Origin of the sequence: Rathayibacter sp. AY1C7, from assembly GCF_002931865.1 — a bacterium.
GTDB lineage: Bacteria > Actinomycetota > Actinomycetes > Actinomycetales > Microbacteriaceae > Rathayibacter.
On the sequence record NZ_PSWB01000019.1, the window covers coordinates 19888 to 33452 of the forward strand.

The following is a 13565-nucleotide window of genomic DNA, read 5'->3' on the forward strand; positions in this document are numbered from 1 at the left end:
TCCCCCATGCCTGGTGCACTCGTCCTCGCCGGCGGCGGCCTCGCCGGAATCGCCTGGGAGCTCGGCGTCCTCCGCGGCCTCGCCGACGCCTCCCCCGAGGCGGCCCGCCTCCTGCTCGATCCGTCGACGACCTTCATCGGCACCTCCGCGGGCTCCGCGGTCGCCGCGCAGCTGAGCACCGGCACCGGCCTCGACGAGTCGTACGAGGCCCAGCTCCAGGAGGAGTCCGCCGAGATCGGAGCGGACGTCGACGGTGAGCGCCTCCAGGCCCTCTTCGCCGCGGCCGTCGAGGGCGCGACCTCGCCCCAGGACGCGCGGCGCCGCATCGGCACCCTCGCGCTCGAGGCCGAGACGCTCCCCGAGGACACGCGCCGGGCCGTCATCTCGGCCCGCGTGGGCGACGCCGACTGGCCCGAGCAGCGTCTGCTCATCACCGCGGTCGACACGGCCACCGGTGAGCTGCGCGTGTTCGACCGCGAGAGTGGTGTCGGCCTCGTCGACGCGATCTCCGCCAGCTGCGCCGTCCCCGGGGTCTGGCCTCCCGTCAGCATCGACGGCGTCCGCTACATGGACGGCGGCGTGCGCTCCGGCAGCAACGCCGACCTCGCCGCGGGAGCCGATTGGGTCCTGATCGTCACTCCGCTGCCGGGAGTCGGCACGCCCGGCGCGGGCCTGATCCCGACCGGCGAGCTCGACGCCCTCGCGGACTCGCGGGTCGAGGTGCTCTACGCCGACGAGGAGTCGGTGCGCGCCTTCGGCCCGAACTCGCTCGACCCGGCCGTCCGCGCCGCCTCCGCCCGCGCCGGACGTGCTCAGGGCGCCCGGCTCGCCTCGCGGATCGCCGCGCTGGTCGGCGCCGAGTAGCCGGTCTCAGCGCCGCACGCTGTAGCGCGTGAAGACCGTGCCGTCGGCGAAGCGGTGCTCCTCGCGCAGGTCGAGGCGCGCGTGGAACCCGCACGGGAGGAAGTGGGTCCCGCCGCCCACCGCCACCGGCACCGTGTAGACCTGCACCTCGTCGACGATCCCGGCGAGCAGCGCGTGCCGGGCGAGGGTCGGCCCGCCGATCGAGACGTCGTGGTCGGCGGCCCTTACCTGCGCGGCGACGACGACCGGGTCGAACCCGCCCTCGACGCGGGTGCGGCGGGTCTCGGCCGACTCCAGTGTCGTCGAGTACACGACCTTGTCGGCCGCGCGCCACATCTCCTGGAAGTCGCGGATGAACGCGAACTCCTCCGCGAGGGCCCAGGTCTGCTCCCACGCGCGCATGACCTCGTACATGCGCCGCCCGTACAGGTACGTGCGCACCCGCCCCTCGCGCTCCGTGATGAAGCGGTGCACGGCGGGTCGCGGCTCCGCCCAGGCGAATCCGCCGTCCGCGTCGTTCACGTAGCCGTCGAGCGACGCGATCGAGCTGTAGATGAGCGCGCCCACGTCGGCCTCTCTCCGTGGCCGGCTTCGGGACCGCCCACGGGCGCGACCGTAGGCCTCCCGCCTCCGTCCGGCAATGTCCGCCGGGTCCTCTGGCGCGGATCGACGGGTCGCCGCTGCTCCTGGTGGCGCTCCCGGCGGTCGGCGCCCCCTCCCGGACCGCGTACCGTGGTCGTGCCGCAGGGAGCGGCCGTGAAGGGTTCGGGATGAAGATCAGCCAGCTGCGCCACTTCGTGGCGGTCGCCGAGGAGCTGCACTTCGTGCGCGCCGCCGAGCGCCTCGGCATCTCGCGGCAGAAGCTCGACTCCTCCGTCGCCGCCGTCGAGCTCGACCTCGGCGAGCCGCTCTTCGAGCCCGGTGCCGCCGCCACGACCCTCACCGCGGCCGGGCGGCAGCGCCTCGCCTCCGCCCGCGAGGAGCTCGCCGCGCTCGGCGACGAGCCGGAGGCGGCCCCGAAGTCGGGAGGCAAGGCCAAGGCCTCCAAGGGGACCGGGCGCGCCCCGATCGTCAAGGGCCAGCCGAAGCCCTACAAGCGCCGGCAGTCCCGCTGACGCGCAGTGTCCGATCGCCGGAGGTGGTGGGCCCTACCGGGCTCGAACCGATGACATCCACGGTGTAAACGTGGCGCTCTACCAACTGAGCTAAAGGCCCCCGCCGCGGGCGCACCCGCGGACGATCGACTCGATCCTACGGCAGGCGGAGCGGCCCCCTGCGGGCACTAGCCTCGGCACATGACCGCCGACAGCGACTCCCGGGCGAGGCGGCGCGCCGAGAGCCGCTGGCCCGCCTCCGCCGCGATCCTGGTGGCCGTCGCCCTGAACGTGGCCGGCCACAGCGCCGACACCTCGGTGGTCCGCCTCATCGCCGCCGGCATCACTCTCGCGCTGCTCGTGCCGCTGTTCGTCGTCAACCCCCACCGGCTCGACAGCGAGACGCGCTGGTCGCGCGGGGTCTCCATCGCCCTGGCGGTCGTGCTCGCCGTGGCGAACCAGGTGAACGTGGTCGCCGTGGTGATCGACCTCGTCGACGGGACGGCCGACGGCCCGCCGCTGCTGCTCACCGCGCTCCAGGTCTGGGTCACCAACGTCGTCGCGTACGCGCTGCTGTTCTGGGAGCTCGACCGCGGCGGTCCGGTCGCTCGCGGAACGCTCCCCCGCACCGAGCTGCCGGCGGCCGACTTCGCCTTCCCGCAGGACACCTACCGCGACACCGCGCCCGAGGTCGCCGCGACCTCCTCCGAGCGCGCCGACTGGCGGCCCGGATTCGTCGACTACCTCTCGGTCTCGACGACGAACACCATGGCGTTCAGCCCGACCGACACGATGCCGCTGTCGAGCCGGATGAAGCTCCTGATGATCGCCGAGGCGTTCACCGGATTCGTCCTGCTGGCCCTCGTGATCTCGCGGGCCGTCAACATCCTCAGCTGACGACCGGGGCGGTCCGCCTCCGGAGGGTCAGACGTGCGCGGGGACGAGCGCGTCGATCGCGGCGCGGTAGGCGTCGATCGAGCGCGCCTCGCCCGGGGCGGTCATGAACGTGTCCCGGATGACGCCGGCCTTGTCGATCAGGAAGGTCGCGCGGGTCGCGTAGCCCTTCGCCTCGGTGAACACGCCGTACTGCTTGGCGACGTCGCCGTGCGGCCAGAAGTCGGAGAGGAGCGTGAAGTCGTAGCCCTGCTTCTCGCCCCAGGCGCGCAGCGTGTGCTTGGAGTCGACAGAGATGCCGATCAGCTCCACGTCGGCGTGCTCGAAGAGGGAGAGGTTCTCGCGCAGCGCGCAGAACTCGCCCGTGCAGGTGCCGGAGAAGGCGAGGGGGAAGAACACCAGGGCGACGTTGCGCCGCCCGTGGAAGTCGCCCAGCTGGATGCGCTCGCCGTACTGGTTCGCGAGTTCGAAGTCGGGAGCCAGGGTCAGCTTCTCGAGAGCCATCGGTCCGATGTCCTTCCGTGCGCACGAGAGTCGCGCGAGCACGAGGGGCAATCCTAGACCCGCTCCGCGCAGACTCCAAGGAACGGCCCGTCTCCCCCGATCACGGGCCGGTCGACGCGTCCCGTCTGGCGCTCTCCTACAGTCGTCGGCGCACATCCCTCGTGGATCACCACAGTGCGATTCCAGGTTCGGGGCACGGGAATCGCTAGGCTGACGGAGGTGCCCGCGCGCGGCTCGTCATCCGAGCCCCGGATCCGCGGATCCGCACCGCTTCATGAGAGTGATGTCTCGGGCACGATCTGCCCCCAGAGAGAGGTCGAGGGTGACTGTTAACGATCAGGACCCGTATTCCGTCGGTCACGTGGACTCGGACCCCGAGGAAACGTCGGAGTGGAACGAGTCGCTCGATGCGCTCGTCGAGGAGCGGGGCCGGGGTCGCGGGCGCGACGTCATGCTCAGCCTCCTCAAGCGCTCCAAGGAGCTCCACCTCGGCGTGCCGATGGTGCCCACCACGGACTACATCAACACCATCGCGCCCGAGAACGAGCCCGACTTCCCGGGCGACGAGGACGTCGAGCGCCGCTACCGCGCGTGGATCCGCTGGAACGCGGCCATCCTCGTGCACCGCGCGCAGCGTCCCGGCATCGGGGTCGGCGGCCACATCTCGACGTACGCGTCGAGCGCCTCGTTGTACGAGGTCGGCTTCAACCACTTCTTCCGCGGCCAGGACCACCCGGGCGGCGGCGACCAGATCTTCATCCAGGGCCACGCCTCCCCCGGCCCGTACGCGCGCGCCTTCCTCGAGGGACGCCTGAGCGAGCACCAGCTCGACGGATTCCGCCAGGAGAAGTCGCACCGGGGCGGCGGGCTCTCCAGCTACCCGCACCCGCGGCTCATGCCGGAGTTCTGGCAGTTCCCGACCGTGTCGATGGGCCTCGGCCCGATCAACGCCATCTACCAGGCGCAGGCGAACAAGTACCTCACCAACCGCGGCATCAAGGACGCCTCCGACCAGCAGGTCTGGGCGTTCCTCGGCGACGGCGAGATGGACGAGGTCGAGTCGCGTGGTCAGCTCCAGGTCGCCGCGAACGACGGCCTCGACAACCTGAACTTCATCGTCAACTGCAACCTCCAGCGCCTCGACGGACCCGTCCGCGGCAACGGCAAGATCGTGCAGGAGCTCGAGTCGTACTTCCGCGGCGCGGGCTGGAACGTCATCAAGCTCATCTGGGGCCGCGAGTGGGACGACCTGCTCGCCCGCGACACCGAGGGCGCGCTGCTCGACCTGATGAACAAGACGCCCGACGGCGACTTCCAGACCTACAAGACGGAGGACGGCGCCTACGTCCGCGAGAACTTCTTCGGTCGCGACCCGCGCGCCAAGAAGCTCGTCGAGGGCTACTCCGACGAGCAGATCTGGGGCCTGCGCCGCGGCGGCCACGACTACCGCAAGATCTACGCGGCCATGAAGGCCGCGACGGAGCACAAGGGCCAGCCCACCGTCATCCTCGCCCACACCATCAAGGGCTACGGTCTCGGCCGCAGCTTCGAGGGCCGCAACGCGACCCACCAGATGAAGAAGATGACGCTGGACAACCTCAAGTCGTTCCGCGACACCATGCGCATCCCCATCACGGACGCGCAGCTCGAGGAGAACCCCTACCTCCCGCCGTACTACCACCCCGGTCAGAACGACGAGGCGATCGAGTACCTGCAGGAGCGCCGCCGCGCGCTCGGCGGCTACCTCCCCGAGCGCCGCTCGAAGTACACGCAGCTGAACCTTCCCGAGGACTCGGCCTACGCGGTCGGCAAGAAGGGCTCCGGGACTCAGGAGATCGCCACCACCATGGCGTTCGTCCGCATCCTCAAGGACATCCTCCGGTCGAAGGACTTCGGCAACCGCGTCGTCCCGATCATCCCGGACGAGGCGCGCACCTTCGGCATGGACGCGTTCTTCCCGAACGCGAAGATCTACAACCCGCGCGGCCAGCACTACACGTCGGTCGACCGCGAGCTCCTCCTGGCCTACAAGGAGAGCCCGCAGGGCCAGATCCTCCACGTCGGCATCAACGAGGCGGGCGCCCTCGCGGCGTTCACCGCGATCGGCACCTCGTACTCGACGCAGGGCGAGCCGCTCATCCCGGTCTACGTCTTCTACTCGATGTTCGGGTTCCAGCGCACGGGCGACGCGATCTGGGCGGCCGGCGACATGATGTCGCGCGGCTTCATGATCGGCGCCACCGCGGGACGCACCACGCTGACCGGCGAGGGCCTCCAGCACGCGGACGGGCACTCCCCGATCCTCGCGGCGACCAACCCCGCCGTCGTGAGCTACGACCCGGCCTACGGGTACGAGATCGCGCACATCGTGCAGTCCGGACTCGAGCGCATGTACGGCGGGAAGCACACCGACCCGAACGTCATGTACTACATCACGGTCTACAACGAGCCGATCGTGCAGCCGAAGGAGCCGGAGGACGTCGACGTCGAGGGCATCGTCCGCGGCATCCACCGCATCTCCTGGGGCCAGTGGGACGGGCCGAAGGCCCAGCTCCTCGCCTCGGGCGTCGCGGTGCCGTGGGCGATCGAGGCGCAGAAGCTCCTCGCCGAGGACTGGGGCGTCTCGGCGGACGTCTGGTCGGTCACCTCGTGGAACGAGCTGCGCCGCGACGGCATCAAGGCCGAGCAGCACAACTTCCTCCACCCCGAGGACGCCGAGCAGGTGCCGTACGTGACGCAGAAGCTGGCCGACGCGAAGGGCCCCTTCGTCGCCGTCTCGGACTTCTCGCACCAGGTCCCCGACCAGCTGCGCCAGTTCATCCCGGGCGACTTCGCGACGCTCGGCGCGGACGACTTCGGCTTCTCGGACACCCGTGCGGCGGCGCGGCGCTACTTCCAGATCGACGGCCCCTCGGTCGTCGTGCGGACGCTGCAGCTGCTCGCCAAGCGCGGCGAGGTCGACCCCTCGCTCGCCGTCCAGGCGATCGAGAAGTACCGCCTCCTCGACGTCAACGCCGGCACCACCGGCAACGCGGGCGGCGAGAGCTGACGGACGAGTCCGTGCTCTCGCAGGAACCCGCACCGTCGAGTGCGCGGGGTCCTGCTCCTGCGGCGGAGCGTCCGGCCACCCGGCCGGGCGCTCCCCGCACGAAGGAGCAGACCCTCGCCTGGCTGCGCACCCTCGCCGGCGAGCTCTCGACGCAGACGATCAAGCGACTCGAGGACACGCTGCCCTGGTACGGCAGCATGCCCCCCGGTCGGCGCTCGGCGGTCGGCCTCGTCGCCCAGGCCGGCATCACCTCGTTCATCTCGTGGTTCGACGACCCGTCGGCCACGCCGTGGATCGCGGCGGACGTGTTCGGAGCCGCTCCCCGCGAGCTGCTGCGCTCCGTCTCGCTGACGCAGACGCTGCAGCTGATCAAGGTGACGGTCGAGGTCGTCGAGGACCGGATCAAGAACGGCGGGGAGGACCTCCGCGAGGCGATCCTCCTCTACTCGCGCGAGATCGCCTTCGCCGCGGCCGACGTCTACGCGCGCGCCGCCGAGGCCCGAGGACTCTGGGACGCGCGCCTGGAGGCGCTGGTCGTCGACTCGATCCTCACGGGCGAGGCCGACGACGAGCTGCCCAGCCGGATCGCCGCCCTCGGCTGGCACGGCCACGGCGAGGTCGCCGTCCTGGTGGGCACCGCCCCCAAGATGCTCGACGTCGACCAGCTGCGCCGCACGGCCCGGCACATGGACGCCGACGTGCTGATCGGCGTGCAGGGCAGCCGGCTCGTCCTGGTCATCGGCCGCGCCGAGCCGAGCGAGAACGCCACGGAGGAGACCGGTCCGCCGGTCGCGTTCCTCGAGATCGCGGAGGCGCTCGAGCCCGGCTTCGGGACGGGCCACCTCGTCCTCGGCCACGAGGTGCCGACCCTGGTCGAGGCGTCCCGCAGCGCCCGCGCGGCCCTCGCCGGGTTCGCGGTCGCCCGCTCCTGGCGGAACGCGCCGCGACCGGTCAACGCCGACGACCTCCTTCCCGAGCGCGCCCTCGCCGGCGACCCGCTCGCCCGGCAGAGCCTCATCACGCAGATCTACCGGCCCCTGCAGAAGCACTCGACCGAGCTTCTGACCACGCTGTGGGCCTACCTCGACAACGGCCGCTCCCTCGAGGCGACCGCCCGCGAGCTGTTCGTGCACCCGAACACGGTGCGGTACCGCCTCAAGCGGGTCGCCGAGGTGATCGGCTGGGACGCGACGGGCGCCCGCGAGGCGCTCATCCTCCAGTCCGCCCTCATCCTCGGCTCCATGAGCGACCCGGACGGCGCCGTCCGCCGGAAGCCGTCCCGACGCTGAGGCCCTCCGCTCGCCGAACCCCTCCCGCCCCCGAACACTTGTAGACCCGCGACAAGCTCTTTGTGCTTTGTCAGTGGCTCCACGCGCCGCACGTGCGAGCGCAGATCGGAAGACTGGATACCGTGATCGTCGTCGTCGCCCCGGGTCAGGGCTCCCAGACCCCCGGATTCCTCGCCCCCTGGCTCGAGATCCCCTCTGTGGCCGAGCAGGTCGCCGCGCACTCGGAGGCGGTCGGCATCGACCTCGCCGCGCACGGCACCGTCTCGGACGCGGACACCATCCGCGACACCGCGGTCGCCCAGCCCCTGATCGTCTCCGCGGGACTCGTGAGCCTCGCCGCCCTCCTCGAGGGCGGACGGCGCGAGCGCATCGCGGGCATCGCCGGACACTCCGTCGGCGAGATCACCGCGGCTGCCGGAGCCGGGGTCCTCACCGAGGCCGACGCGCTGGTGTTCGTCCGCGAGCGCGCCCGTGCCATGGCCGCTGCGGCCGCCGCCGAGCCGACCGCGATGAGCGCGGTCCTCGGCGGCGACGAGCAGGCCCTGATCGCCCGTCTCGACGAACTCGGCCTCGAGCCGGCCAACTACAACGGCGGCGGTCAGATCGTCGTCGCCGGCGCGGTCGACGCGCTCGAGGCCCTCAAGGCGGAGCCGCTCCGCGGGACACGCGTGATCCCCCTGCAGGTGGCCGGCGCCTTCCACACCCGCTACATGGCGCCCGCCCGCGACTCCCTCGCCGGCGTCGCCGCCGGGCTGACCCCCTCCGACCCGACGCTCCGGCTCTGGACGAACCGCGACGGGTCGGTCGTCGACTCCGGTGCCGCGTTCCTCGAGCTGCTCGTCGGCCAGGTCGCCTCCCCCGTCCGCTGGGACCTCTGCATGGCGGCCTTCGCCGACGCGGGCGTCACCGGGATCATCGAGCTGGCACCCGCCGGCGCGCTGGTCGGCCTCGCCAAGCGCGGCCTCAAGGGCGTGCCGAGCATCGCCATCACGACCCCCGACGACGTGGACGCCGCCCGCGCCTTCCTCGACGAGCACGCCGCCTAGCAGGAGAGACCCCATGACGACCCCTTCCCTCACCCAGTCCAGCGGCAGCGCGTACACCCGGATCCTCGGCATCGGCGCGGCACGCGGCGACCTCGTCGTCCCGAACGACGACCTGATCGAGCCGATCAACTCCTCCGACGAGTGGATCCGCCAGCGCACCGGCATCATCGAGCGCCGCCGCGCCTCCGCCGACATCCACGCGGTCGACCTCGCGACCACCGCCTCCCTCGAGGCGATCGAGAAGGCGGGCATCCGCCCGGACCAGATCGGCGTCGTGCTCGTCTCCACGATCAGCAACACCGTGCAGACCCCGTCGCTGGCTGCGCTCCTCGCCGACCGCATCGGCGCGAACCCCGCCCCGGCGTACGACATCTCGGCCGCCTGCGCCGGCTACACCTACGGCATCGCCCAGGCCGACTCCTTCATCCGCTCCGGCCTGGCCGAGTACGTGCTCGTCGTCGGGGCCGAGAAGCTGTCCGAGCTGGTCAAGTCGACCGATCGCAGCATCTCCTTCCTCCTGGGCGACGGCGCGGGCGCCGCGGTCGTCGGCCCCAGCGACACCGCCGGCATCTCGAAGACCGTCTGGGGATCCGACGGCTCCAAGTGGGACACCGTCGGCATGGACAACCCGCTCGCGGCCTACCGCGACGGCACCGCCGAATGGCCCACCCTCCGCCAGGACGGCCCGTCGGTCTTCCGCTGGGCGGTCTGGGAGATGGCCAAGGTCGCCAAGCAGGCGCTCGCGGAGGCGGGCGTCCAGCCCGAGGACCTCGCCGCGTTCATCCCTCACCAGGCGAACATGCGCATCATCGACGAGCTCGCGAAGCAGCTGAAGCTGCCCGAGACCGTTGCTATCGGCCGCGACATCGAGACCACCGGCAACACCTCCGCCGCGTCGATCCCGCTCGCCACCCACCGCCTGCTCGAGGAGCACCCGGAGCTGCACGGCGGACTCGCGCTGCAGATCGGCTTCGGCGCCGGACTGGTGTTCGGCGCGCAGGTCGTGGTGCTCCCGTGACCGGCGCGACCCCACCCCTAAACTGACCTACGGTCACTGACGAACACCCGAAGAACCCCCAAGGAGAGAACCATGGCACTGTCCAACGAAGAAGTCCTCGCCGGCCTGGCCGAGCTTGTCAACGACGAGACGGGCATCGCCACCGACTCCGTCGAGATGGACAAGTCGTTCACCGACGACCTCGACATCGACTCCATCTCGATGATGACCATCGTCGTCAACGCCGAGGAGAAGTTCGACGTGAAGATCCCCGACGACGAGGTCAAGAACCTCAAGACGGTCGGCGACGCGGTCCGCTTCATCGTCAAGGCGTCCGAGTAGTCGTCGCCCGCGCACCCCGTCCTCGTGGCGGACACCCCGGCCGGCGATCGTCGGCCGGGGTGAGCCCGGCACCCACCCACACGGAACAGAGAAGCTCGTCATGACCAAGAAGATCGTCGTCACCGGAATCGGTGCCAGCACTCCCCTCGGCGGGACCGCCCGGGAGTCCTGGAACGCACTCCTCGCCGGCGAATCAGGCGTCCGCTCCCTCGAGCAGGACTGGGTCGCCCAGTACGACATCCCGGTCACCTTCGCCGCCCAGGCCAAGGTCCGCCCGGAGGAGGTGCTCTCCCGCCCGGAGGCGAAGCGCCTCGACCCCTCCAGCCAGTTCGCGCTCATCTCGGCCCGCGAGGCCTGGGCCGACTCCGGCATCACCGACGTCGACCCGCTCCGCGTGGGCGTCGACTACTCGACCGGCATCGGCGGCCTCTGGACCCTCGTCGACGCGTGGGACACCCTCCGCGAGCGCGGACCCCGCCGGGTCCTCCCGATGACCATCCCGATGCTCATGCCCAACGCGGCCGCCGCCGCGATCAGCATGGCCATCCCCTCCCGCGCCTACGCCCGCACCGACGTGTCGGCCTGCGCCTCCAGCACCGAGGCCCTCGCGAACGCCTACGAGCACATGCAGCTCGGCCTCGCCGACGTGGTCGTCGCCGGCGGCACGGAGTCGGTCGTCCACCCGCTCCCGATCGCCGCCTTCGCGTCGATGCAGGCCCTCTCGCGCCGCAACGACGACCCGGCGACCGCCTCGCGCCCCTACGACGTCTCCCGCGACGGCTTCGTCCTCGGAGAAGGCGCCGCGACGCTCATCCTCGAGACCGAGGAGCACGCCCTCGCCCGCGGAGCCCGCATCTACGCGGAGCTCGCCGGCGGCGCCGTCACCAGCGACTCGTACCACATCACGGCGCCGGACCCCGAGGGCTCCGCCGCCGCCCGCGCCATGATCGGCGCCCTCGAGCAGGCCGGAGCCGCGCTCACCGACGTCACCCACGTCAACGCCCACGCGACGAGCACCCCGGTCGGCGACATCGCCGAGTACCGCGCCCTGCTGCGCGTCTTCGGCGATCACCTCCCGAACATCGCCGTCTCCGCGACCAAGGCGTCCACCGGCCACCTCCTCGGCGGCACCGGCGCGCTCGAGGCCATCTTCACCGTGCTCGCCCTGCACGAGCGCACCGCACCCCCCACCATCAACCTCTTCGAGCAGGACCCCCAGATCCCCCTCGACGTCGTCACCAGCCCCCGCGCCCTCGGCGACGGACCGCTGGTCGCCATCTCGAACTCGTTCGGGTTCGGGGGGCACAATGCTGTTGCCGCTTTCCGGACGGTGTAGCGGGGCATAGCCCCGCTCCACCGTGCGGAAAGCGGGCTGCGCCGCTCCTTGCGCGGCGCAGGCGCGTCCGCTGGGGAGGAGGGCGGGGTTCCCGAGGGCCGGTGCGGTGCGGCGACGGTGATCCGCTGGAACGCGGATCCCCGGATACGCCTCGTGCCGCGAGGGAGCTGCGCCGCCGTCTGGTGCGGGCTGGTGAGCACGCCGTGCTGGTGGGGAGCGCGGGCTTCGCCGCGGCTCGGGTCGGATGCTCGGATCAACGAAGCTGTCCGGGTGGGAGCGCGGGCTTCGCCGCGACTCGCGTCGGATACTCCGATCGCGGAAGCTGTCCGGGTGGGAGCGCGGGCTTCGCCGCGACTCGGGTCGAAAGCTTCGGTTCAAGCAGCTGTGCTCGAGGGGAGCGCGGGCTTCGCCGCGACTCGGGTCGGATGCTCGGATCAGGGCGGCTGCGCTCGTGGGGAGCGTGCGACTCGCCATTACTCGGGCCGTCGGCGTCGTGCGCAACAGAGGTGCGGGCGGCTGCACGAGTCTTCCGACGCCCTCCGCCGGAACGCGGTGCTCCGCCGACCGTCTGGTCGACGTGCCAGCGAGCGGCAACCGCGAGGTGACGACGCGGCTTCGAGGCGGACCTCTGCCGGAACGGGGGGTCCGCTGGCCGCCTGGTTCAGGGAGGCGGGAGCGAGCGGTCCCCGCGAGGCGTATCCGCCGATCCGCGTGCCAGCGGATCGGCGTCGCCGGACGCCGGCCGCTCCACGGAACCCGACCACCCGACCGAGCCGACTGCGCGACGCCGCGCGAGGAGCGGCGTCGAATGAGCTCAGCCGACCCCGTGCATCCAGACGACGGGGGCGAAGTCGCCGCCGTAGCGGAAGGGCTCGAGCTCGTCCTCCCAGGCCTGGCCGAGGGCGAGGCGCAGCTCGCGGTGCAGCTCGATGGGATCGGCGCCGGCGAGCTCCATGGCGGAGCGGATGCGGTCCTCGGGCACGACGGTGTTGCCCGCGCTGTCGGTCTGGGCGTAGAAGATGCCGAGCTCGGGCGTGTGCATCCAGCGGCCGCCGTCGACGCCGGGAGAGGGCTCCTCGGTGACCTCGTAGCGGACGTCGGCCCAGCCGCGGAGAGCGGACGCGATGACGGCACCGGTTCCGACCGGGCCCTCCCAGGCGAACTCGGCGCGCAGTGTGCTGCGGAGCACGGGCTGCTCGATCCAGGCGAAGTTCACGGCACGACCAAGGGCGCGACCTGTCCCCCACTCGAGGTGGGGGCAGAGCGCGCGGGGGGCGGAGTGCACGAAGAGCACACCCCGAGTCTGCTGCGCCACCATGGTGTCCTCCGTTCGTCCCGGTGCGTCTTCCCCAACGACCCGGACCACGGAACACTCTGCGGTGCGCCTTCTTCGATTATGACGGTGGACGTGCCACCACGCCCGATCATGCAGGAGCGGCGGACCTCCGTCAAGGCGGCTCGCCGCGCCTGCTCGACCGGCCGTGGGCGGCTCCTGCCTATACTCGGGTCGTCCGCGCCGCCGGACGCCGCACACCGCCAGACGCCCGCCGGGAGGAGCACCGTGTCCGTCCGCGACGGCCTGCTCGCCCTGCTCACGCTCGGCCCCGCCTACGGCCTCCAGCTGCACGCCGAGCTCCTCGACCGTGCCGCGCACCGGCCCCGGGTCAACGTCGGCCAGATCTACTCGACGCTCGAGCGCCTGCGCGAGCGGGGCCTCGTCGTCTCGGCCGGGTCCACCGACGACGGCCTCCCCCTGCACGCGCTCACCGACGATGGCCGCGCGGAGGCGGCCGCCTGGCTGACGGGTGACGGAGCGTCCCCGGAGGAGGACTGGGACGACGTCCTCGACCGGGTGCTGCTGGCCTCGAGCATGTCCGGCGCCGACCTCGCCGCCGTCCTCGACGCGTACGAGAGCTCGCTGCCCGCCACCGCCGACGAGCAGGCGGAGGAGGAGGACGCGCACCCGCAGCGCCGCCTCGCCGCGATCGCCGCCCGCGTGCGGGAGGAGGCCCTGCGGCGCCTCCTCGAGGCGGCCCGCGACGAGCTCACGGGCGACGGGCCGGGACGGGGCGTCCGCGGATACGCTCTCGAGCGTCCCCGCCGGGGCCGTCGAGCCTCGAGCTAGGACGAGACAGGCGCGGGTGCCGTCG

At 71.9% G+C, this 13565-nt stretch carries 13 protein-coding genes and 1 tRNA gene; 10 read left to right on the top strand and 4 right to left on the bottom strand.

Annotation, left to right across the window (positions count from 1 at the left end):
- The first annotated feature begins 6 nt into the window (after positions 1-6).
- Positions 7-864: a patatin-like phospholipase family protein gene (locus tag C5C69_RS11055; RefSeq protein WP_104238200.1), complete on the top strand. Its 858-nt coding sequence runs from the start codon at positions 7-9 to the stop codon at positions 862-864.
- 6 nt (positions 865-870) lie between these two features.
- Here C5C69_RS11055 and C5C69_RS11060 read toward each other — a convergent pair whose 3' ends face one another.
- Entirely contained in the window at positions 871-1431 is a 561-nt protein-coding gene (locus tag C5C69_RS11060) for a dihydrofolate reductase family protein (protein WP_104257917.1), read from the bottom strand.
- A 203-nt stretch (positions 1432-1634) separates the two neighbouring features.
- Between C5C69_RS11060 and C5C69_RS11065 the strand changes: the two genes are divergently transcribed.
- Positions 1635-1979 (top strand): LysR family transcriptional regulator, encoded by a 345-nt coding sequence (locus C5C69_RS11065; RefSeq protein ID WP_104257918.1) that lies wholly within the window; start codon positions 1635-1637, stop codon positions 1977-1979.
- A gap of 24 nt (positions 1980-2003) precedes the next feature.
- Here C5C69_RS11065 and C5C69_RS11070 read toward each other — a convergent pair.
- Positions 2004-2079: transfer RNA gene (locus C5C69_RS11070), tRNA-Val, on the bottom strand.
- An 80-nt stretch (positions 2080-2159) separates the two neighbouring features.
- On the opposite strand from C5C69_RS11070, the gene C5C69_RS11075 reads away from it, so the two are divergent.
- Positions 2160-2855 carry a hypothetical protein gene (locus C5C69_RS11075; RefSeq protein WP_104257919.1) on the top strand — a complete coding sequence of 232 codons (696 nt, stop codon included), beginning with the start codon at positions 2160-2162 and terminating at the stop codon, positions 2853-2855.
- A 27-nt stretch (positions 2856-2882) separates the two neighbouring features.
- Here C5C69_RS11075 and C5C69_RS11080 read toward each other — a convergent pair whose 3' ends face one another.
- Positions 2883-3356: a peroxiredoxin gene (locus C5C69_RS11080; protein ID WP_104257939.1), complete on the bottom strand. Its 474-nt coding sequence runs from the start codon at positions 3354-3356 to the stop codon at positions 2883-2885.
- Positions 3357-3678: 322 nt separating this feature from the next.
- On the opposite strand from C5C69_RS11080, the gene aceE reads away from it, so the two are divergent.
- The 6 genes from aceE (at position 3679) to C5C69_RS11110 (ending at position 11415) form a co-directional block, all read left to right on the top strand.
- Positions 3679-6405: a pyruvate dehydrogenase (acetyl-transferring), homodimeric type gene (aceE, locus tag C5C69_RS11085; RefSeq protein ID WP_104223467.1), complete on the top strand. Its 2727-nt coding sequence runs from the start codon at positions 3679-3681 to the stop codon at positions 6403-6405.
- 122 nt (positions 6406-6527) lie between these two features.
- On the top strand, positions 6528-7694 hold the full coding sequence (locus C5C69_RS11090) for a CdaR family transcriptional regulator (protein ID WP_181027189.1): 1167 nt from the start codon (positions 6528-6530) through the stop codon (positions 7692-7694).
- Positions 7695-7816: 122 nt separating this feature from the next.
- Positions 7817-8740: an ACP S-malonyltransferase gene (locus C5C69_RS11095; protein WP_104226672.1), complete on the top strand. Its 924-nt coding sequence runs from the start codon at positions 7817-7819 to the stop codon at positions 8738-8740.
- 13 nt (positions 8741-8753) lie between these two features.
- Positions 8754-9758 carry a beta-ketoacyl-ACP synthase III gene (locus C5C69_RS11100; protein WP_104223464.1) on the top strand — a complete coding sequence of 335 codons (1005 nt, stop codon included), beginning with the start codon at positions 8754-8756 and terminating at the stop codon, positions 9756-9758.
- A 72-nt stretch (positions 9759-9830) separates the two neighbouring features.
- Positions 9831-10079 carry an acyl carrier protein gene (locus C5C69_RS11105; RefSeq protein WP_104223463.1) on the top strand — a complete coding sequence of 83 codons (249 nt, stop codon included), beginning with the start codon at positions 9831-9833 and terminating at the stop codon, positions 10077-10079.
- Between the two features lie 100 nt (positions 10080-10179).
- Positions 10180-11415 (top strand): beta-ketoacyl synthase, encoded by a 1236-nt coding sequence (locus C5C69_RS11110; protein WP_104226673.1) that lies wholly within the window; start codon positions 10180-10182, stop codon positions 11413-11415.
- A gap of 814 nt (positions 11416-12229) precedes the next feature.
- Here the strand turns inward: C5C69_RS11110 and C5C69_RS11115 are convergent.
- A complete protein-coding gene (locus C5C69_RS11115) occupies positions 12230-12733 on the bottom strand; it encodes a DUF3145 domain-containing protein (RefSeq protein ID WP_104226674.1) in 504 nt (167 codons plus the stop codon).
- 243 nt (positions 12734-12976) lie between these two features.
- Between C5C69_RS11115 and C5C69_RS11120 the strand changes: the two genes are divergently transcribed.
- Positions 12977-13540: a PadR family transcriptional regulator gene (locus C5C69_RS11120; protein ID WP_181068395.1), complete on the top strand. Its 564-nt coding sequence runs from the start codon at positions 12977-12979 to the stop codon at positions 13538-13540.
- Positions 13541-13565: the final 25 nt, after the last annotated feature.